This window comes from Sphingomonas sp. BK036, from assembly GCF_004216825.1.
Lineage (GTDB): Bacteria > Pseudomonadota > Alphaproteobacteria > Sphingomonadales > Sphingomonadaceae > Sphingomonas.
Map to the genome: position 1 here is coordinate 1010858 of NZ_SGXR01000003.1, position 20204 is coordinate 1031061.

General features: G+C 66.6%; 24 protein-coding genes. 9 read left to right on the forward strand and 15 right to left on the reverse strand.

The genetic code is table 11. The features are described from left to right. Positions 1 to 245: 245 nt before the first annotated feature. A complete protein-coding gene (locus EV283_RS04710) occupies positions 246 to 746 on the forward strand; it encodes a MucR family transcriptional regulator (protein WP_130323043.1) in 501 nt (166 codons plus the stop codon). A gap of 78 nt (positions 747 to 824) precedes the next feature. On the opposite strand, the gene EV283_RS04715 is transcribed toward EV283_RS04710, so the two are convergent. The 13 genes from EV283_RS04715 to EV283_RS04775 form a co-directional block, all read right to left on the reverse strand. Then, complete coding sequence (locus EV283_RS04715) at positions 825 to 1727, reverse strand: flagellar motor protein MotB (protein WP_130323045.1); 903 nt, start codon at positions 1725 to 1727, stop codon at positions 825 to 827. A 17-nt stretch (positions 1728 to 1744) separates the two neighbouring features. Continuing rightward, positions 1745 to 2608: a flagellar motor stator protein MotA gene (gene motA / locus EV283_RS04720; protein WP_130323047.1), complete on the reverse strand. Its 864-nt coding sequence runs from the start codon at positions 2606 to 2608 to the stop codon at positions 1745 to 1747. A 122-nt stretch (positions 2609 to 2730) separates the two neighbouring features. Next, the gene (locus EV283_RS04725; protein WP_130323049.1) at positions 2731 to 3651 is read right to left on the reverse strand and encodes a flagellin; all 921 of its coding nucleotides are present in this window, start codon (positions 3649 to 3651) and stop codon (positions 2731 to 2733) included. Between the two features lie 5 nt (positions 3652 to 3656). Beyond that, on the reverse strand, positions 3657 to 5003 hold the full coding sequence (flgK, locus tag EV283_RS04730; protein WP_130323051.1) for a flagellar hook-associated protein FlgK: 1347 nt from the start codon (positions 5001 to 5003) through the stop codon (positions 3657 to 3659). Further along, on the reverse strand, positions 5000 to 5323 hold the full coding sequence (locus EV283_RS04735) for a rod-binding protein (protein ID WP_130323053.1): 324 nt from the start codon (positions 5321 to 5323) through the stop codon (positions 5000 to 5002). Before EV283_RS04735 ends, flgK begins: the two co-directional genes overlap by 4 nt. Then, positions 5320 to 6411 carry a flagellar basal body P-ring protein FlgI gene (locus EV283_RS04740; protein WP_056412373.1) on the reverse strand — a complete coding sequence of 364 codons (1092 nt, stop codon included), beginning with the start codon at positions 6409 to 6411 and terminating at the stop codon, positions 5320 to 5322. The genes EV283_RS04735 and EV283_RS04740 overlap by 4 nt, the downstream gene beginning before the upstream one ends. 10 nt (positions 6412 to 6421) lie before the next feature. Continuing rightward, entirely contained in the window at positions 6422 to 7168 is a 747-nt protein-coding gene (locus tag EV283_RS04745) for a flagellar basal body L-ring protein FlgH (protein ID WP_130323055.1), read from the reverse strand. An 8-nt stretch (positions 7169 to 7176) separates the two neighbouring features. Continuing rightward, positions 7177 to 7965: a flagellar basal-body rod protein FlgG gene (gene flgG, locus EV283_RS04750; RefSeq protein WP_130323057.1), complete on the reverse strand. Its 789-nt coding sequence runs from the start codon at positions 7963 to 7965 to the stop codon at positions 7177 to 7179. 13 nt (positions 7966 to 7978) lie between these two features. Next, positions 7979 to 8731 (reverse strand): flagellar basal-body rod protein FlgF, encoded by a 753-nt coding sequence (gene flgF, locus EV283_RS04755; RefSeq protein WP_056412381.1) that lies wholly within the window; start codon positions 8729 to 8731, stop codon positions 7979 to 7981. Positions 8732 to 8757: 26 nt separating this feature from the next. Further along, complete coding sequence (locus tag EV283_RS04760; protein ID WP_130323059.1) at positions 8758 to 10053, reverse strand: flagellar hook protein FlgE; 1296 nt, start codon at positions 10051 to 10053, stop codon at positions 8758 to 8760. 30 nt (positions 10054 to 10083) lie between these two features. Further along, positions 10084 to 10767 carry a flagellar hook capping FlgD N-terminal domain-containing protein gene (locus EV283_RS04765; RefSeq protein WP_130323061.1) on the reverse strand — a complete coding sequence of 228 codons (684 nt, stop codon included), beginning with the start codon at positions 10765 to 10767 and terminating at the stop codon, positions 10084 to 10086. Between the two features lie 2 nt (positions 10768 to 10769). After that, positions 10770 to 11180, reverse strand: a complete 411-nt coding sequence (gene flgC / locus EV283_RS04770) for a flagellar basal body rod protein FlgC (RefSeq protein ID WP_056412388.1) — start codon at positions 11178 to 11180, stop codon at positions 10770 to 10772. A gap of 1 nt (position 11181) precedes the next feature. After that, positions 11182 to 11520 (reverse strand): flagellar basal body protein, encoded by a 339-nt coding sequence (locus EV283_RS04775; protein ID WP_130323063.1) that lies wholly within the window; start codon positions 11518 to 11520, stop codon positions 11182 to 11184. Between the two features lie 482 nt (positions 11521 to 12002). On the opposite strand from EV283_RS04775, the gene EV283_RS04780 reads away from it, so the two are divergent. The 8 genes from EV283_RS04780 to EV283_RS04815 all read left to right on the forward strand — a co-directional run bounded on the left by EV283_RS04780 (position 12003) and on the right by EV283_RS04815 (position 18250). Continuing rightward, on the forward strand, positions 12003 to 12677 hold the full coding sequence (locus EV283_RS04780; protein WP_130323065.1) for a MotA/TolQ/ExbB proton channel family protein: 675 nt from the start codon (positions 12003 to 12005) through the stop codon (positions 12675 to 12677). Next, on the forward strand, positions 12674 to 13210 hold the full coding sequence (locus tag EV283_RS04785) for a hypothetical protein (RefSeq protein ID WP_130323067.1): 537 nt from the start codon (positions 12674 to 12676) through the stop codon (positions 13208 to 13210). Before EV283_RS04780 ends, EV283_RS04785 begins: the two co-directional genes overlap by 4 nt. Further along, positions 13207 to 13707: a flagella basal body P-ring formation protein FlgA gene (locus EV283_RS04790; RefSeq protein ID WP_130323069.1), complete on the forward strand. Its 501-nt coding sequence runs from the start codon at positions 13207 to 13209 to the stop codon at positions 13705 to 13707. The genes EV283_RS04785 and EV283_RS04790 overlap by 4 nt, the downstream gene beginning before the upstream one ends. A gap of 85 nt (positions 13708 to 13792) precedes the next feature. Then, the gene (flgM, locus tag EV283_RS04795; RefSeq protein ID WP_107956649.1) at positions 13793 to 14107 is read left to right on the forward strand and encodes a flagellar biosynthesis anti-sigma factor FlgM; all 315 of its coding nucleotides are present in this window, start codon (positions 13793 to 13795) and stop codon (positions 14105 to 14107) included. Then, a complete protein-coding gene (locus EV283_RS04800; protein WP_130323071.1) occupies positions 14094 to 14411 on the forward strand; it encodes a flagellar protein FlgN in 318 nt (105 codons plus the stop codon). Before flgM ends, EV283_RS04800 begins: the two co-directional genes overlap by 14 nt. Positions 14412 to 14588: 177 nt before the next feature. Then, on the forward strand, positions 14589 to 15440 hold the full coding sequence (locus tag EV283_RS04805; RefSeq protein WP_130323073.1) for a lytic transglycosylase domain-containing protein: 852 nt from the start codon (positions 14589 to 14591) through the stop codon (positions 15438 to 15440). Between the two features lie 3 nt (positions 15441 to 15443). Beyond that, positions 15444 to 17504 carry a flagellar biosynthesis protein FlhA gene (gene flhA / locus EV283_RS04810; RefSeq protein ID WP_130323075.1) on the forward strand — a complete coding sequence of 687 codons (2061 nt, stop codon included), beginning with the start codon at positions 15444 to 15446 and terminating at the stop codon, positions 17502 to 17504. Next, complete coding sequence (locus EV283_RS04815; protein WP_130323077.1) at positions 17501 to 18250, forward strand: FliA/WhiG family RNA polymerase sigma factor; 750 nt, start codon at positions 17501 to 17503, stop codon at positions 18248 to 18250. The genes flhA and EV283_RS04815 overlap by 4 nt, the downstream gene beginning before the upstream one ends. Before the next feature lie 27 nt (positions 18251 to 18277). On the opposite strand, the gene EV283_RS04820 is transcribed toward EV283_RS04815, so the two are convergent. After that, complete coding sequence (locus EV283_RS04820; RefSeq protein WP_130323079.1) at positions 18278 to 19264, reverse strand: helix-turn-helix domain-containing protein; 987 nt, start codon at positions 19262 to 19264, stop codon at positions 18278 to 18280. Between the two features lie 356 nt (positions 19265 to 19620). Beyond that, a complete protein-coding gene (locus EV283_RS04825; protein ID WP_130323081.1) occupies positions 19621 to 20184 on the reverse strand; it encodes a septal ring lytic transglycosylase RlpA family protein in 564 nt (187 codons plus the stop codon). Positions 20185 to 20204 lie beyond the last annotated feature (20 nt).

The window sequence follows — 20204 nt, forward strand, 5'->3', positions numbered from 1 at the left end:
GTACGCGGGATACGGTCTGCCGCGCCCGTCGCCTAGTGTTGTCGTCTTGTCGCGGCCGACACAACGGCCTGCCAAGTCATCGATCCGGGATATCTTCTTTGATCTAAAGCAATTGCGCGACTGTTTTTGACAATGCGCCGGACAATCCATGTACGATTTTACAAAATTTACAGCATAATTGCTAAACCAGTGGTTGAACCCAGTCCTGCAAATCGTTACGGCGCCCGGATTAAATGGAGTTGATCATGGCCGAAGATACCACAGACCTGAGCGCCGTCGAACTTGCGACCGAGCTGACGATTGCTTGGTTGGGAAATCCCAATACGCGCAGTTCGGCCGAAGACGTTCCTGCCTTTTTGGGCAAGATGCATGACACGGTCGCCGCGCTGTTGGGCGCTACCACGGAAGCACCGCCGGTCGAAGCAGCGACCGAATACACGCCTGCCGTTTCGGCGCGAAAGTCGCTGGCGTCGAAGGATCACATCATCTCGATGATCGACGGCAAGTCGTACAAGACCTTGCGGCGTCACCTGGCGACGCACGGCATGACGCCCGCCGAGTATCGCGAACGCTATGGCCTGAAGCCCGACTACCCGATGGTCGCCGAGAATTATTCCGAGAGCCGCCGCGCGATGGCCAAGAAGATCGGCCTCGGTCGCAAGCCCGGCGCACGCTCGACCGACGTGGCGCCGGCACCCGCGCCGACCCCGCGCAAGCGCAAGACGGATACCGCCGCCGCCGAATAAGCGCGCGCGTATCGACCACGAAAAAGGGCCCGCCGCTGCCACGCGCCGGGCCCTTTTTTCTGGTCACAGGCGTGCGGCTTATTTGCCGAAGAATCCGCGGCGGTAGAGCAAGGTGATCGCCACGCGCCGGTTTCGCGGATCTTCGGGATTCTTGACGATCAGCGGTTCGCGGTCCGCGACACCTTCGATGCGTTCGAAGCGCGCTTCGGGCGTCCCGCCCGACAGCAGCCGGCGGCGAGTCGCCTCGGCGCGCCCCGACGACAGCATCCAGTTGTTCATCGCGCGCGGATCGCCGTAAGGCACGCTGTCGGTGTGGCCGCGGATCATGATCGGGTTCTGCATCCCCTTGATCGTCGTCGCGATCATGCCGATCAGGTCCGCCGCCTGCGTGTCGAGCGCGGTGGTGCCGAGCGCGAACATCGAATAATCTGCATCGTCGACCAGATCGATCCGCATCCCCTCGAGCGTGGGTACGAAACGGACATGGCTGGCCAGCCGCGACAGGTTTGCCGACGCGGTGATCTGGCGCAGCACGCGCTTGCGCATCGCCTCGAAATTCTTGCGATCCTCCTCGGCGAGCGCCTGGCGGTTCCGTAGCGAGCCCTTGTCGCCGGTCCCGGTCGCCGGACCGCCCTGCCCCGCATCGGGGATGGCGATCTGCGGCAGGTTCGCCTGCCCCGAGCGCGGCCCGATCCTGCTCTTGTCGAGGATCGATTCCCCGCCGAACAGCCCGCCCCCGCCAATGCCCAGCGACCGGGTGTTGAGGATCGTCGGCGCGAAATAGTCGGCGATGCCCTTGCGCTGCTTCTCGGTCGTCGCACCGACGATCCAGAGCAGCAGGAAGAACGCCATCATTGCCGTCACAAAATCGGCATAGGCGACCTTCCAGGCGCCGCCATGATGGCCGCCATGCCCCTCGATATAGATCTTCTTGACGATGATCTTGGGCGGCTGGTTGGTGCCGTGCGGTGCGCGCGCCATGCTATCTGCCGCCCGCCCTACTTGCCACGCAGCCCGTCAAAGACTTCGGCGAAGCCCGGCTGGTTCTTGTGCGCGATGCCCGACCGCGCAGCCTCGATCACCAGCGGTTGCGGGTGGCCGTGGAGCGAGGCGATGATGATCTGCTTGACGACATCGTAGATCGACGCGTCGGCATCGAGCACCTGCTTCAGCCGGTTCGCGAGCGGCGCGACGATGCCGTAAGCGAGCAGCACGCCCATGAACGTGCCGACCAGCGCCGAGCCGATCATCGCGCCCAGGATCGAGGGCGGCTTGTCGATGGACCCCATCGTCTTCACGACGCCGAGCACCGCCGCGACGATGCCGAGCGCGGGCAGCGCGTCGGCGAGGCTGGCGAGCGTGCCGTGCGCAGCCTCCTCCTCGTGATGATGCGTCTTGATCGAGTGATCCATGACTTCCTCGACCGCGTGGACGTCGAGCGTACCCGACGACACCACGACGAGGCGCAGCGTGTCGGCGATCAGGTTGACCAACGCCTTGTCCTTGAGCAGCTTCGGATAGTCGGCGAACACCGCGGAGGATTGCGGGTCCTCGACATGCGGCTCGAGCGCGATCGGACCGTCCGTCCGCAGCATCTTCATCAGCTTGCTGACGAGGAAGATGACGTCGAGATAATCCTGCTTCTTGTATTTCGGGCCCTTGAAGACCTTGCCGAGACCGGCGCCGAGCCCTTTGAGCTCCTTGCCAGAATTGCCGATGATCAGCGCGCCCGCGGCGGCGCCGCCGATGATCAGCATTTCGTGCGGGATCGCCTCCAGGACGGGACCGAGCGCGCCGCCGGTGAACGCGAACCCACCGAACACCATGACGAGAAGGACGACGATGCCGATGACCGGAAACATGGTGCTGGAAAATCCCTCTGGGCCGACGACGGTAGGTGTGTAGCCAGAGAATTAACCGGATTTCGTAGCCAACCCGTTACCGCGACGTGGCGCACGGCAAAAAAATTCTGCGGATCAGGGCCTCAGCGCAGGTAATCGAACAGCGACAGGGCAGACAGCTTCGTGAAGCTCGCCTGCGTGGCGGACAGGATCGTCATCGCCTTCTGCAACTCGATCACCGTGTTCGTGATATCGGTATCCTCGAGCCCCGACCGGGTCGCCTCGCGGTCCGTGCCGACATCCTTAAGCCGCGACGTCTCGAGATCGACTCGCGCCGCGCGCGCACCGAGCGACGCCTGAACGCTCGTCACTTGGTCCGATGCCGCCTTCACGTCGGCGAGCGACGTATCGAGCGACCCTGGCTTGAAATCGTCCGACTGCAACGCAGTCGCGATCGCCGACAGCATCGCGAGCGTGTTGGTGCCGCCCTCGATGCTGCCATCCGCCTTGGTCTTGCCGCCGACCGTCAGGATCCGCGCCGCGGTCTCGTTCGCCTGCACGCTCTGGCCATCGCCGATCGGGATTCCCGAGACCGGCTTGGCGGCCAGCGCGAAGCTGCCGTCGGTGGCGACCGCGGCCGCGCCGTCGCCGCCACCGAACAATGCCTGGCCGCGCGCGTCCTTGGCATTGGCGATCGCCGTCAACGACGAGACGATCCCCGCAATCTGTTCGCCGATCGCCTTGCGGTCGGCCGCGTTGAGCGTGCCGCTCTTGGCCTGCGTCACCAGCGTCGTCACGGTCTGCAGCTGATCGGTCATCGCGGTGAGGCTGGTATCGCCCTGCTGCAACACAGATTCCGCGGTGCCGAGATTGGTGGTGTACGTCTTGTCGTTGGCGGTATCGCGCGCGAGCCCCTGCAACCGCTGATAGGCCACGCTGTCGTCCGACGGCGCGGTAAACCGCTTGGTGCTCGAGATCTGCGTCTGGAGCAGTTCGGCCTTGCTGCCGAGCGAGGCCAGCTTGCTCGCGCTGCGATCATAGAAGAGGCTGGTGGCGATCTGCATGGGCGTTACCGTAGATCGAGGATGGTCTGGAGCGTATCGCGCGCGGTCTGGATGACCCGGCTCGACGCCTGATAGGCCTGCTGGAACCGCAGCAGATCGACCGCTTCGCTATCGAGATCGACACCCGACGCGGCCGCCAGCGCGCTGACGGCACCGTCGCGGATCGCGCTCTGCGCATCGGCGACGGTCTTGCGCTGCTCCAATGCGGCGGCGTTCCCGGCAATCAGATTGGTCGTGCGAGTCTCGAACGCGCCGCTGCCGCGGACGGCCTGCAACGCCGACAGGTTCGACGAATCGCGGACCCCGCCCGTCGCCCCCGCCGCGGCGATACCGCGCGGATCGGTCAGCGCGACCGAGATGTCAGTCGCCGTTTCCCCGGTCGCGAACAGCGCGGTCCCGGCCTTGCCGTCGAGATCCCGCCCCTGCATCTGCACCGCGTTGACCTGCGCGGTGAAATCGCTGGCGATCGTGTTCAGCCCTGCGCGCGCCGACGCGATGCGCTGCGCACCGTCGGCGAACCCGGCGAGCGTGCCACCCGATGGCGAGAGCACCGATGCCTCGCCGCCGCGCGTCACCGCAAACTGCACCGCGCCGTCGTCGTTGCGCGCGAACGAGACCTGCCCGCTGTCCGTGCCGACGACGAACACCGCCCCCGACGCGCCGCCGAGACGCACGGTCGCGCGCCCGAGATCGTCGAACGCGGTATTGACGTCGGTGAGCGTGCTCATCTGCTCGAGCACCTGGTCGCGCTGGTCTGCCAGCTGCGCCGCGCTCGACGAGCCGGGCTGCGTGCGGGCGAGGCCGTCGTTGATCTTGGCAAGCGCGGTGCCGAGCGCGTTGAGCGACTGTGCGCCCTGCGCCGCCGACGCATCGAGCTCGTTCGCGGCGGCATCGAGCGCCTTGCCCGTCGCGGTAAAGGCCGCCGCGGCGGTGCTTGCCGATTCGAGCATGGCGGCGCGCGCCGGGACGGAGGTCGGGTCGGCAGACAGCGCCTGCGCCGCGCCGAAGAAACTGGTCAGCCGGTCGCCCAGCTTGTTGTCGCCGAGCGATGATTCGATCCGGCTCATCCAGGTGACGCTGGTCTCGGTCTTGGCCAGATCGGTGCCGGCGCTGCGCACCGCCTGCGCGCGATAGGCGTCGGCGTTCCGTGCAATCCCACTGACCGCGACGCCGCTGCCGGTCGATACGCTCCGCGCGCTGACCCCGCCACTGATCGAACCGACCTCGCCCAGCGTGGTCGTCCGCCGGGTATAGCCCGCGGTACCGGTGTTCGCGATGTTCTCCGACACCGTGGACAACGCGGTCTGATACGCGCGGACGCCCGACGCGCCGATCGAGAGGAGATCGCTCATGGCGACGGGTCTGTCGCCGCCGGGTTAATATCCGATTGAGATTTGCTGAGAAAATCGGTCATCGCCTTGCCGATGCCGAGCGGCGTGTGCTCGGCCATCGACTGGGAGATCTGCGCGTCCTGCATGTCGGTGAAGGTGTCGATCGCCTTCGAATCGAACAGCGGGTCGCTCAGTTTGGCTTGGCGCATGCTTTTCAGCATCATGCCGGTGAAGACCGCCTCGAACTGCTTGCCCGCCTTGTCGAGATTGTCCTTCGACTTGAGGCGGCTCGTATCGGTCGAGATGCCCGTCGTGGCTGCGGGTGCCGAGATCGAGCTCACAGGACGATCAACTCGGCCTTGAGCGCACCGGCTTCCTTCAGCGCCTCGAGGATCGCGACCAGGTCGGCGGGCGAGGCGCCGATCGCGTTGACCGCCTTGACGATGTCGGCGAGCTTGGGGCCGGGCGCCAGCAGGAACATCGGGCGACGCTCCTCCTCGACCGCGACCGCGCTGTTGGGCGTGACGACGGTCTGGCCGCCGCTGAACGGTGCGGGCTGGCTGACCTGCGGCTTCTCGTCGATCCGCACCGTCATCTTGCCGTGCGTGATCGCCGCGGGGCCCACGCGGACCGCCGAGTTGATGACGACCGTGCCGGTGCGGGCGTTGACGATGACCTTGGCGGAGGGCTCGGCGGAGACGACGTCGAGATTCTCAATCGTTGACATCAGCGTCGCGCGGACGTCGGCACCGATCGGCGCGCGCACCGCGACCGAGACTGCGTCGATCGCCTGCGCGCTGCCGAAGCCCAATTTCGAATTGATCGCACCCGCGACGTTCTGCGCGGTCGTGAAGTCGGCGCGCGCGAGGTTGAAGGTGAGCGTCGGCGCGCTGTCGAACCCGGTAGCGACCGCGCGCTCGACGGTGGCGCCCTCGGGGATGCGCCCGGTCGAGGGGACGTTGACGACGATCTTGGAGCCGTCCGCGCCTTCGGCACCGAGCCCGCCGACCGCCAGATTGCCCTGCGCCATCGCGTAGATTTGGTTGTCGGCCCCCAGCAGCGGAGTCATGATCAGGCTGCCGCCGCGCAAGCTCTTGGCCTTGCCCATCGATGCGACGGTGATGTCGAGCCGCTGGCCGGGCTTGGCGAAGGGCGGCAGTTCGGCGGTGATCATCACGACCGCCGCGTTCTTCATACCGGGGTTCGCGGCCGCGGGAAGCTGCAGGCCGAAGCGCGACGCCACGGCCTTCAGCGACTGGACGGTATATTCGAGATTGTCGTCGCCGGTGCCGGGCAGGCCGACGACGATGCCGTAGCCGGTCAGCTGGTTCGACCGGATACCCTGGAACCCGCCTAGATCCTTTATCCGGTCGGCGGACGCCGGCGCGGCGATCAGCAGCGATGCGAGAAGGGCGAGCAGGAAGCGCATGGTCACGGCCTTAGAACGGGCTGACGACGGAGAAGAAGCGGCCGAGCCACCCCTGGCGGCCGGCGCGGGCGACGTCGCCCTTGCCGGTGTACGAGATCTGCGCATCGGCCACGCGAGTCGACAGCACGCGGTTGTCGCGGTCGACATCGGCGGTGCGGACCAGCCCCTTGATCTTCAGGAACTCGTCGCCGCGGTTGAGCGTCACGCGCTTCTGCCCCTGCACGAGCATCGTGCCGTTGGGATAGACCGCGGCGACCGTCACGCTGACTTCGCCCGACAGCGAGTTCGCCTGGTCGGCGGCGCCGGTACCGTTGAAGGTGCGGCCGCCGCTGAGCGTCGCGTCGGTCTTGCTGAACAGGTTGAGCGCGCCGGTGGTCGGCGGCGTGATGCTGCCCGAGCCGTTACTGTCGAGCTTCGAGCCCGACGATTTCGACGCGGCGGTCCGCTCGACCAGAACGATCGTCAGCGGATCGCCGACTTTGCGCGCGCGCCAGCCTTCATAGAGCGCTGCATAGCCGTCCTGCGCCTGGAAGATCGAGCCCGTCGCGACGACCGGCACCGGCTGGATCGGCAAGGGCCGCGCGACCGAGAAATCCTCGGCCGGTGCCTTCTTGCCGAAGATGCTCGCGTCGGCCGGCGACGGGGTGAGCCCGGCGGCGACGAGCGCACCGGCGACGGTGGCCAGCGCGATCTCGATCCAGTGATCGCCGATCCGCGACAGGCCGACGCGCAAGGAAATGGATGCCTCAGATGCCATGGTGCGGATCAGACGTTCTGGTTGATGTATTTGAGCATGTCGTCGGTCGCCGAGATCATCTTCGAATTGACCTCATAGGCGCGCTGCGTCTCGATCATGTCGACGAGTTCCTCGACAACGTTGACGTTCGACGCCTCGAGCATGCCCTGCTTGATGTTGCCGCGGCCGTCCTGCCCTGCAACGCCGACATTGGCCGCGCCGCTCGCCGCGGTCTCGACCAGGTAATTGTCGCCGGTCGCCTGAAGCCCTGCGCCGTTGGGGAAGTTCGCGACTTGGATCTGACCGATCTGCGACGCCTCGGTCTGCCCGGGGATGGTCGCGGACACGGTACCGTCGGAGCCGATCGTGATCGCGGTCGTGCCCTCGGGCACGGTGATCCCGGGTTGCAGCTGATAGCCTTCGCTGGTGACGAGCAGGCCTTCGGCCGAGCGCGAGAAATTGCCCGCACGCGTATAGCCGAGCGTGCCGCCGGGCATCTGCACCTGGAAATAGCCGTCGCCGTCGAGCGCGAGATCGAGGCTGTTGCCGGTCGTCTGCATCGCGCCCTGCGTATCGATCCGCGCCGTGCCCTGGATCTTCACGCCGGTGCCGAGGTTGAGCCCGGTCGCGTATTTGGTCTCGGACGTGCTCTGCGCGCCCGGCGTCGTGACGGTCTGGTAGGCCAGCGTCTCGAACGCCGCACGGTCCTTCTTGAAGCCCGTGGTGTTCACGTTGGCGAGGTTGTTCGAGATGACTCGCATGCGCATGTCCTGGGCATCGAGCCCGGTGCGCGCGATATGCATGGCGGCGGATGACATCGTTCCGTTCCTTCTAGCTCGGCAGGCGCATCAGCGATGCACCGCTTTCATCCATGTCCTTGGCGGATTTCATCATGTTCGCCTGGACTTCGTAGCTGCGCTGGTTCTCGATCATGTCGACCAGCGCCTGAGTCATGTTGACGTTCGATCCTTCGATCGCGCCGCCCTGGACCTTCGCGTCGAGATCCTCGGGCAGAGTCCCGCCACCGCGGACGCGCAGCAGATTGTCGAGCCCCTTGACCGTGTCCGAGCCCTTGGTGTCGGCGAGCTTGAGCTTGTCGATCACCTGCGGGTTCTGCGCGTCGCCGCCCTGCGGGATGATCGAGATCGTCCCGTCGCCGGCGATCGTCAGCGACTGGTAGGGCGGCAAGGTGATCGGCCCCCCCGAGCCGATCACCGGATGCCCGTCGCCGGTCTGGAGCACGCCCGACGGCGCGACCTCCAGGTCGCCGCGGCGGGTATAGGCCTCCGACCCGTCCGACGCCTGCACCGCGAGCCACGCGGTCGTCCCTGTGATCGCGACGTCGAGCGGACGCCCGGTCAGCTGGATCGCGCCGGGTGCGCGATCGGCATCCGTCACCTCTTCGCCGGTCGGCGCGCGCGCCTCGATCGTGGTGCCGTCGCCCTTCAGGTTCAGCCGGTCGAACACCACGCGATCGGCGCGGAACCCGGTCGTCGACGCGTTCGCCATGTTGTTGGCGATCGCCGCCTGCGCCGCCATGTGCGCGCGCAGGCCCGTCGCCGCGGTGTAGACCAGCTTGTCCATTCAGGTTCCCCCCGCCTTGCTGTCGATCAGCTGCGGATGTTGAAGATGGTCTGCGAAATCTGGCTCGCAGTATCGAGCGCCTTCGAGTTCGCCTGGAAGTTGCGCTGTGCCGCGATCAGGCTGACCAGCTCCTCGGTGATGTCGACGTTGGACCGCTCGATCATCCCCGACGTCAGGTTGCCAAGGCCCTTCTGCCCCGCGGATCCCGCGACCGGGACGCCCGATACGCCGGTCGACGCCCAGCCGCTGTCGCCGATCTGGCGCAGACCCGACGGGTTCGAGAAGTTGACCAGCGCCACCTGGCCCAGCGCCCGGACGTCGCCGTTCGAGAAGCTCGCCTTGACGACACCCGCATCGTCGACGGTCACGCCCTGCAACTGGCCGACCGCGAGGCCGTCCTGGGTCTGCTTGGCGACCTTGAAGGGCGCGGCGGTCTGCGTGCTTGCGGTCAGGTCGAGGCTGATCGACTGCGCCGATCCGCCGGCCGTGGTGAACGCGTCGAACGTGGTCTTGGTCGCGGGGCCGGTCAGCTTGCCCTTGTTGTCGAACTGCAGCGTCACATTGTCGCTGCCACCCGCAGTGCCGCCGCCCACGGTCATCTTCTGCTCGCCGACATAGCTGTAGACCGACCAGGTCGCGGTCAGGTCGGCGGCGGCGCCGGCGGTGGTCGGGGTCGACGCGGTGTCGCGCACATAATAGCTCGTCATCGTCATCGGGTTGCCCTCGGCATCGAAGACGGACGTGGTCGTCGCCTGGTTGTAGGACGACACGTCGAAGCGATCGAACGGCGTCTTGGCCGGCACCGCAGTCTGCGCGTTCAGGTTGACGCCGAGCGTGACGTCCTGTGTCGCCTTGACGGTGCCGCTGGTCGCGGGGAGCGTGAGGTTCTTCAGCGAGCCCATGCTCGCCTGGACGAGGTTGCCCGAGCCGTCGACCGGATAGACCTGGAGGAAGTTGCCGTTCGCGTCGGTCACGTTGTTGTTCGCGTCGACCAGGAACGAGCCGTTGCGCGTGTAGTTGACCGTCGCCGAGCTGGGATCGGGCTTGACCGCGAAGAAGCCGTCACCCGAGACCGCCAGATCGAGCGCGTTCGCCGACTGGAGCAGGTTGCCCTGCCCGAACTGCTGGCGATTGCCCTTGACCATGACGCCCGACCCGATCTGCTGCGACGGGGCGACCGTGACGCTCGACGCGATCACGTCGGCGAAATCGGTGCGGCTCTTCTTGAAGCCGTTGGTCGAGACGTTCGCCAGATTGTGCGAGATCGTCGCCATTTCGGACTGCGATGCCTGGAGACCGGAAAGCGAAGTGTAGAAGGACATGGGTTAAGCTCCTTGAAATCGAGGGGGCGATCAGCCGATCTGGCGGACTGCGCTGACCGGCACTTCGCCGATCCCGGGAAGGGTGAGGACGGCGGACCCGGTGGTGGTCGAGACCGACTGGACGGGCGCCCAGACCAGGCTGGCGGCGGCGACCGAAGCGCCGCCGTTCTGCGCGTCGATGCTGACCTTGAACGGACCGGTGCCGGCGTCGGCCCCGGTGCTGTCCTTGCCGTCCCAATCGTAACCGACGGTCCCCTTGGCGTGCGCGCCGAGCTGCATCGTCTTGATCGCCACGCCGTTCGCATCGCTGATCGTGACGTTGACGCTGGTCACCGCGCTGGGGAGTTCGACCGATCCCGCAATCCCGCCGGTGTTGCGCCCATAAGCGGTCGATCCTTCGGTCAGCACGGTCTTGCCGACATAGGCCATCGCGTCGCTCGCGCTGGTCGCGCCCAGCTTGTCGGAGATCGCCTTCATCGTCGTGTTCATCTCAGAGATGCCGGCGAGGCTTGAGAACTGCGCCATCTGCGCAACCATCTGAGTGTTGTCGACCGGGTTGAACGGGTCCTGGTTCTGCATCTGCGCGGTCATCAGCTTCAGGAAATCATTCTGGTTCAGCGACGACGAATTCGACGTGGTGGTCGTGGTGGCCGCCGACGTCGTGGTGCGCTTGATGCCGAGACTGTTCAGTGTGGAATCGAAGGAGGTTGCCATGATCAGCGGCCTAGCTTGAGGGTATCGATGATGAGCGACTTCGCGGTGTTCATCACTTCGATGTTGTTCTGGTAGCTGCGCGCGGTCTCCATCATGTCGACCATCTCGCGCGTTTCATCGACCGCCGCCTCGAAGATGTTGCCATCCTTGTCGGCCATCGGATTGTCGGGATCATAGCGCTTGGTCGGCGCGTCGCCCGCGGTGACGACCCGCTCGACATCGACCGTCGACATGCCGCTGGCCGCGTCGAAGCTGGTGCGGAACACCGGCTTCATCGTCTTGTACGCGGTCTCCGCCGAGCCGGTGGTCCCGCCGGCATTGGCGAGGTTCGACGCGGTCGTGTTCATCCGGACGAGCTGCGCGGACATCGCGCGCCCTGCCACCTGGAAGATCGTCATGGGCTGATTGGACATTTTATTCCCCCTTCAGCGCCCGCGTGATCTGGCCGATCCGCCCGTTCAGGAACGACAGCGTCGTCTGATACTGGACGGCGTTCTCGGCAAACGCGGTCTGTTCCTGGCTCAGCTCGACGGTGTTGCCATCCATCGAGGTCTGAGTCGGCACGCGGTATTTGGTGGCGGCACCGGTGCCGCCGTCATTCTCGACCGATGCGAGCGCCGACTGGAAATCGATGTCGCGGGCCTTGAAGCCGGGCGTCGACGCGTTGGCGATGTTCGACGCCAGCACACCCATGCGCTGCGAGCGCACCTCGAGTGCTGCCCCATGAACTCCGAAAAGCGTGTCACCTGACACAAGCCCGTCTCCTGGCGCACTATTGCGCAACCGGACATAAGCAATGGGCGTGCCAGTTTTCCCGGCTAGGGCGGAAGAGTGCGATTTGCCGGGCGGCGGCAGGTGGGCGGCAAGCCGGGCGGCAATGAATTGCCGGTGCGGCAGGGGTGGGCGGCAAAGGGGTTGCCGCTCGGCGTATTCAGGTCGGCAAACCGAACTCCGACCCCCCGCCCTATCATGTTCCCCCGCGAAGGCGGGGGCCCAGACTGGGCTCCCGCCTTCGCGGGGGAACACCGAAGCGGAGGGTGTCGGCACCATGTCCACCACCCCGGCGAAGGCCGGGGCCCAATTGGGGACCGTCGCTGAAGGGGGATGCGCTTCGTTACCGCGACCTTCCCAATTGGGCCCCGGCCTCCGCCGGGGTGATGTGGATAGGACGCGCTCGTGCATAGAGCGACGGGCTCCATCACGATCTGGCCCATCCCTTGCATCACCCCACGCACATGATCACGCTCGCTCAACTGCTCGACCCCGCAGCGCTCGCCATAGTCGGCGGCGGTACCGCGCTCGCCATCGTCCTGCGCACCCCGTTTCGCGATCTCGGCCACGCGCTTGCCGCGGTGACCACGCTCGGCCGCGGCCGGTTCGACGCGGACCCGCTGCTCCAGCAGATCACCGCGCTGGCGCGCATCGCCAAGCGGCACGGCGTGATGGCGCTCGATCGCTCGGTCATCGCCGATGCCGACGTCGCCGCGGGGATCGCCGCGATCGTCGATGGCGCCTCGGCAACCGACGTCGCAACGCTCGTCCAGCACCGGCGTCGCGCGCGGATCGAACGCCACGTCGCCGCCGCCGATGTGTGGGCGGGGGCGGCCGAAGTCGCGCCGGCGATGGGCATGGTCGGCACGCTCGTGGGTCTCGCGCAGATGTTCGCGACGATGAGCGATCCCGGCACGATCGGCGGCGCGATGGCGGTGGCGTTGCTCGCCACGCTGTACGGCGCGCTGTTCGCAAACCTGCTCTTCATGCCGATCGCCAACCGCCTGCGCGCGCAAGGCCGCAACGAGGCGTTCGAACGCGCGCGGATCGAAGCGCCGCTCGTGGCGCTCGCCGAACGCGAGACGCCGCGCGGTTATGGCGCACCGACCTTGGCCCCCACGCTGGCAACGGTGGCATGACCGCGAGCGATTATCCCGACACGCCGACCGGCAAGCCGCTCTGGCTGATCACGCTCGCCGATCTCGCCTTGCTGCTGGTCGGCTTCCTCGTGCTGCTCCAGGCGAGCCAGCATATCGGCGGCAAGGATCTCGCCAAGGGTATCCGCCAGGGCTTTGGCGCGAACGATGCCGAGCCTGCACCGATGCCCGTCGCCGCCGCCGGGATCCTCGATTTCGCGCCCGGCTCGGCGATCCTGCCGACCACGCCGGGTGCGCTGGTGGCCTGGGCGCGCGAGGCCGCCCGCGATCCGCGCGTGATGCTGACCGTCACCGGATCGACCGACGGAACCCCCATCGATATCGACCGCGCCACCGGCAGCCCCGCGATCCTGGCCGCGGACCGCGCGCGCACCGTCGCTGCTGCGCTCGCCGCGGTGGCGCCGGCGCGCGTCGCGATTGTCACCGCTACCAAACCCGGCCGCCGTGCCGCGATCGTCTCCATCGCCTTTGTCGGCGAACCCCAAAGCGGCCAGATTCAGAGGATTCCGCAATGATCATTCCGTTCCTGCTCATCGCCGCCAGCTTCCAGGATACCGCCGCGCTCGACCGTTCGGTGGCCGCCTTTACCGGTCGGCCGATGGGTGCCGAGGGCGGTGCGCGGACGCCGGTCGACGCGCGGCTGCGGCTCGCAACGTGTTCGACCGTGTCGCTGTCGTGGCGCACCGAACAGCATGACGCGGTCGTCGTGTCGTGCGCGGGGCCTGCCTGGCGGATCTTCGTGCCCGTGATCCGGCCGGCCAACGCCCCTGCGGCGATCGCGATCGCGACCCCGTTCGCCCCCGTCGCCAAGATGGCGCCGGTCATCAAGCGTGGCGATCCGATCGTGATCGAGGCGGGTACCGAGGGCTTTTCGATCAGCCGCGAGGGTGTCGCGATGGGCGATGCCGCGCCCGGCGGCCGGTTCATGGTCAAGGTCGATGCCACGCGCACGCCGGTCCAGGCGATCGCCGTCGAGGCGGGTCGCGCGACCCTGCCCGGCTGGTCCAACTAAAATCTGCCAAACAGATTAATTTTGCTAAAGCTTTTCGCGATGCGGCCGTTTCTCCTGATGTCAGCGCAAACCAGAGGATGCGGACATGGTGGACTCAATCGGTGCGAAGCCGTCAGTAGCAGGAGATCGCTCCGTCGCGCGTATCGCCGCCGCGACGCCGACGACGGCCGTGCAGACGCCCGTACAGCCGCAAGCGGCGCCCGCGTCGAGCCAGCCTTCGGTCCTGTCGGACTCGCTGGCGCTGGCAAAGACGATGGCATCGGCGCCCCCGGTGAACGAATCGCGCGTCGCTGAGATCAAGAAGGCGATCGCCAGCAACACCTTTCCGATCCTCCCCGCGACCATCGCCGACCGGCTGATGGCGCTCAAGCTCTCGTGGAAATCCAATGAAACGGCGTGATGCCCTGATCCGCGTGATCGACGCGCTGCATGCCGAGATCGCCGCGCTGAAATCAAACGACGTCGTCAGCCTCGAGCGCGCGACCGCCGACAAGCTCGCCGGGATCGAACAGGTCGCGTTGCTGGGCACCGGCCCCGCAGGCCCCGACATCCGCGAGCTCGCGGACGAGGCGAACCGGCTCAACGAGACGTGCCGGATCTATACTAACCTGATGGCGGCAAATGTTCGCCGCCGCCTGCAAACGCTGACCGGTGACGGTGCCGTTGCCGGCTATCGCCCTGGGCTGAGGGCGGCGTACGCGTAAGCCACACGTTCAACCTCTGTCATCCTGACGAAAGTCAGGACCCAGAGTAACAGGCCACTGTCCTTCACGGCCTTCGGTCCTGATTTTCATCAGAGTGACGACATTCTCAGTCGTCAACCGTGCAATTGGCACGCCCCTTGCTGAGAACCCCCTGAATCAGGGGCACCGCACACGGGCATGACCGTCAATTCTATCACTACCGGCCGGATCCAGTCCGCGATCGCGCTTGCGAGCAGCAAGACGGGCGTGGATTTTGATTATTTGCTGGGCCAGGCGAAGCTCGAAAGCGGGCTCAACGCCAACGCCAAGGCTGGCACGTCGAGTGCCTCGGGTCTCTATCAGTTCATCGAGCAAAGCTGGCTGTCGGTCGTCAAGAAGCATGGCGCCGAGCACGGGCTGGGCTGGGCCGCGAACAGCATCGGCACCTCGTCCAGCGGCCGGCTGTCGGTCGGTGACGCCGGCACCAAGGCGGCGATCCTCGCGCTGCGCAACGATCCGGGCGCCGCCTCGCTAATGGCGGCCGAATATGCGTCGGACAACAAGGCGTCGCTCGAAGGCTCGCTGAACCGTCCGGCGTCGGGCACCGACCTCTACATGGCGCATTTCATGGGTCTTGGCGGCGCGACCAAGTTCCTCAAGACGATGCAGGCCAATCCGCAGGCGAGCGGCGCCGCGCTGTTTCCCGCCGCCGCGCGCGCGAACCACAACGTCTTCTACGACTCGAACAACCAGCCGCGCACGCTGTCGGCGATCTACGACCGTTTCGCCGACAAGCTCGGCGGCGCGGCAGCGGGTGCGAGTGTGAGTGCGAGTGCAACGCCCACCAACTACGCATCGCAGGCCCTCGACATGGACGGCAGCACGGTCGTCACCGGCAGCAACGAAAGCGCCGACAACGCGCTCGCCTGGGCCACCACCGCGATGAACAAGTTCACCGGCAAGACGACGCAGGCCGCCGCCAACATCCTGCGGCCGACGCCAGACACCGCGCGGCTCGCCTATATGATGCTCGCACGGTTGGGCGGCTAAGCGATGAACCGCCTGCTCTCCAACGCTCGCGCGTCCGTGCTACCGCTCGCGATCCTGATGCTCGTGCTCGTCATGGTCGTGCCGATCCCGGCGTTCATGCTCGACATCTTCTTCGTGGCGAACATCGCGATCAGCCTGGCCGTGCTGATGGTCGCGCTTAACGCGCAGAAGCCGCTCGACTTCTCCGCCTTCCCGACTGTGCTGCTGTTCGCGACGCTGTTCCGCCTCGGCCTCAACGTCGCCTCGACGCGGATCGTGCTGGTCCACGGCCATGAGGGCGAGAGCGCGGCGGGCCACGTCATCGAGGCGTTCGGCACGTTCCTGATCGGCGGCGATTACGTCGTCGGCATCTTCGTCTTCGCGATCCTGATGATCATCAACATGATCGTCGTCACCAAGGGCGCCGGCCGCGTCTCCGAGGTCAGCGCGCGCTTCACGCTCGACGCGCTCCCCGGCAAGCAGATGGCGATCGACGCTGACCTCAACGCGGGGCTCATCACCCCCGACGAAGCCAAGGCGCGCCGCGTCGAAGTCTCGACCGAGGCCGATTTCTACGGCTCGATGGACGGCTCGTCGAAGTTCGTGAAGGGCGATGCGGTCGCCGCGATGCTGATCCTCGCCGCCAACATCATCGGAGGGCTGATCCTCGGCCCGGTCAGCCACGGCATGTCGATCGCCGACGCCGCGCACAATTACATCCTGCTCGCGATCGGCGACGCGCTCGTCGCGCAGCTGCCGTCGCTGATGCTGTCGATCGCCGCCGCCTCGATCGTCACGCGCGTCACCTCGGACAAGGATCTCGCCGGCCAGATCGGCGGCCAGTTCGGTAGCCCCCGTACCTGGACGCCGGTTGCGGTCATCCTCGCGCTGCTCGGCATCCTGCCCGGCATGCCGCACATGGTGATCCTGCCCGCCGCCGGGATCGCCGGGTTCGCCGCGTGGAAGCTGCGCCAGATCGAGCGCCGCCCGGTTCCGGTCGTGATCGCGCCGGTCGAGACGATCGACCAGTCGCGGATCGGCTGGGAGGAAGTCACCGACGGGATGCAGGTCAATCTCGACATCGGCTACGGCCTGGTGCCGCTCGCCGACGAGCGTCGCGGGTCGCCGCTGATGGGCCGGATCACCGGGGTTCGTCGGCAATTGTCGAAGGAACTGGGCTTCGTCGTGCCGCAGGTCCGCGTCCGCGACGACATCAATCTGGCGCCGTACGTCTACCGCATCCTCGTCAACGGCGTAGTCGTCGGCGAGGACACGGTCTCGCCCGACGAGATGCTCGCGCTCGACACCGGCCAGGCGTATGGCGACCTGTTCGGCAAGAAGGTGAAGGACCCGACCTTCGGGCTCGACGCGACCTGGGTCGATGCGAGCGACGCGGATGCCGCGACGGGGGCCGGCTATCTCGTGGTCGATCCCGGCACGGTGATGGCGACTCACCTGAACCACCTGCTCGGCCAGAACGCCGCCGACCTGCTCGGCCAGGACGAAGTGCAGGCGCTGCTCGACGGCCTGAAGGAACGCGCCGCACAGCTGGTGGCAGCACTCGCGCCGCTGCCGATCACGACGCTGACGCAGGTGCTCAAGGGCCTGCTCGCGGAGAACGTGCCGCTCAAGGAATTCCGCCGCATCGCCGGCGCCATCGCGGTGGCGGCGCAGCGCACGCAGGACGCCGAGGAGCTCATCGAGACGATCCGTCCCGAGCTCGGCGCGCTCATCATCCAGAAACTGTGCGGCGTGCGCGAACCGCTGCGCGTCATGACGTTGGAGGGTCAATTGGAAGGTCTGCTCGGCCAGGCGATGCGCGCCGATCAGTCGCGCCGCCACGTCATCGAACCCGATCTCGGCCGCCGCATCGTCGAGGCGCTGCAACGCGCCGCAGGCCCGCTGATCGCCGAGGCGAAGCCGTTCGCGCTGGTCGTCCAGCCGTCGATCCGGATCGCGATCCGCAAGCTGGTCAAGACCTGCCTGCCCGACACGCCGGTGCTGTCGTTCTTCGAAGTGCCCGAAGAAAAGGCGGTCGAGGTCGTCGCAGTCATCGGCGCGTCCCAACAGGCGCTGGCGGCATGAGCGCGCTTCCGATGCGTGGCGCCTTCGCGGACGCCCAGCCCCTGACCTATCGCCCGCATCAACGCCCCGGCGGCGATGCGAACCAGCTGGTGAAGCAGCACCTTCCGCTCGTCCGCCGGATCGCCTGGCATGTGCATGGCAGCATGAGCAGCAGCGTCGAGGTCGAGGACCTGATCCAGGTCGGGCTGGTCGCCTTAGTCGAGGCCGCGGCGAACTTCGACGAGCGCGGAATGCCGTTCAAGACCTACCTGATCACGCGCCTGCGCGGCAGCATGATCGACGAACTCCGCCGCCAGGCGACATCGACGCGCGGCGCGATGCGTCGCCGCCGCCAATATGCCGAGGCGATCTCGACGCTCACCGCCCGCACGGGGGAAACCCCGGGAGAAGACATGATCGCGCAGCATATCGGCGTCACGATCGAGAAACTGCGGACCGATTATGTCACCGCCGACTCGATCCGCTTCGACTCGATCGACGAGATGTACGCCGACGACCTGCCCTGGTTCGCCGACGACACCCCGGACGCGTTCGAGCAACTCGCCGACAGCGACATGCGCGACGCGCTGATCGCCGCGATCACCGCGCTGCCCGAACGCGAGGCGCAGGTGATCCAGCTTTATTACGTCGAGGAACTCAACCTCGAGGAGATCGGCGAAGTCTTCGGCGTCGGCTCGGCCCGAGTCTGTCAGATCAAGGCGTCGGCGCACGCGAAGCTAAAAAAGGCGCTGGCGCGCGCGGTGTGACCGCGGCGCCGGCGATGTCTGGCGGGATCAGATCTCGGGTTGGATCCGCATGTCGTCGTCGCGGTGGGGCTGCACAACGCGCGTGCGCGGGACGCCGTCGTGGAGAGTCGCGGTGGGCGCCCCCAGCACCATCAGCCGCGCGCGAAGGCTCGCACGCAGGAAGATCGTCTCCGCCGCGAGGAATCGCCGCGGCGTCGTGCCGAGGAACGTCCCGGCATCGCGCAGGAAATGCGACGCGTCGAAATAGCTGCTGTCGATCTTCGAATAATCGCCGAGCCCCTCGTCGCGGATCAGGCCGATGAACGATCGCAGGAACCGCGCGCGGCGTAGCAACATCTTGGGCGGCATGCCGAAATACCGCGTCGCCACACGCCGCAGGTCATGCGTCGGCACCCCCAGGCGGTCGGCGACGTCCTTCATCTCGATCACGCCATCGGTGATCGTCAGCGCGGTGAAGGCCCGGATCAGCGGCTCGCGCGGATGCGGGGTCGCGAACAGCGGCGCGAGCATGTCATCAAGCAACGGCTTGATGGAAGCCGGATCGTCGAGGACGTCGAGCCCCTCGCGCAGCCGCTCCGCAAAGTCCGCGCCGAGGATCGTGCTCAGCGGCACGACGCGATTGTAGAAATCGCCGGCATGGCGCTGCGTCATGCGCGCCCAGCCCAGCGCGCTGATCCCGATCCCCACCGCGATCCCGCCATGCGTCACCGTTCGGAACGCGCGGCTGGTCGGCCCGTAGAGGCTGACCGCATCGAGCGGCCCGAACCGATGATTGCCGAGTGATACGGTGATCGGGCCGGCATCGAGCACGATCGATATCATCGGCGGCGACGGCAGATACCAGTTGACCATCGCGGCACGATCCTCTGCCGCATAGATTGCGTAGCCGGTGATGCATTCGGCGAGCGTTCGGTCGGGGGCTTCGTAGCGGACGTGAAGCCCGGCCGGCATTTCGATCACTGACGCGGCGGCACCGCGTGACTGCGTTGCACCGCCAAATTGTTCTGCCTTCATTCTCCAGACCTTAACATAGGGTATAGTGCCTTATAGTGCACGGTTCGCACGGGGCCCCGCGGCTGGCAATATGGCATGCGGGTCAGGCCCCTGCCGGCAAGGCTTGGTTAGGATAGGACTATCGCTTATAGCCGGGCTTATCGCCACGGGATTGCAATCGTCATCGTCTTGAGCCCCCTCGTTCGGCTTATGCCGCAGATGCGAAAGATTAGCTACGCTATCGTTGCGTCGCGTATATTTCCAGCGCCCCACGAGCCAACCGCTTGACTTTACATAGCAAGATTTTGCGGCATCGTCGCAAGACCAGCTGTTTTAGCGGCTCGCGCCCGCCTGTTGCCTAGTGTGACGGAGGGGTATCAGAAGCCCGCGGCGGCAAGCTGCCGTCGCAGGTTTAGCCGTTCGCGTTCGGAAATCGGCGGGAGGGCATGCGCGGGCTTGCCCTTGCGCAGCCGCGCGCGGTCGGACTCCGCCGGTTCGACGCGGCGCACGCGCACCGCGGCAGAACCGGTGGCGGCGACGCCGAGCCGTGCCGCGGCCGCTCGCGACAGGTCGATGATCCGCGCGCGTCCCGAAAAAGGGCCGCGATCGTTGATCCGTACGAGGATACGCTGCCCGGTATCGAGCGCGGTGACCTCGACATAGGTCGGCAAGGGCAGCGTGGTATGTGCGGCGGTGATCCAGTCCGCGCGGAAGCGTTCGCCGCTGGCGGTGCGGTTCCCCGATTCCGATCCGTACCAGCTGGCATAGCCAAGCACGTCATAGCCCGGGTCGGCGACCGGCACATAGGTCGTGCCCTTGACGTGATACGCGGCGCCGAGAGCGACGGGCGCGTCGCTGACCGGCCGGAACGTGCCGCCGGCGCATCCCGTGAGCGCGACCGCCAGTCCTGCGACCAGGAGGGCGGGTCTTGAAACCATCATGTCGGATCCTGTCGGCAAGC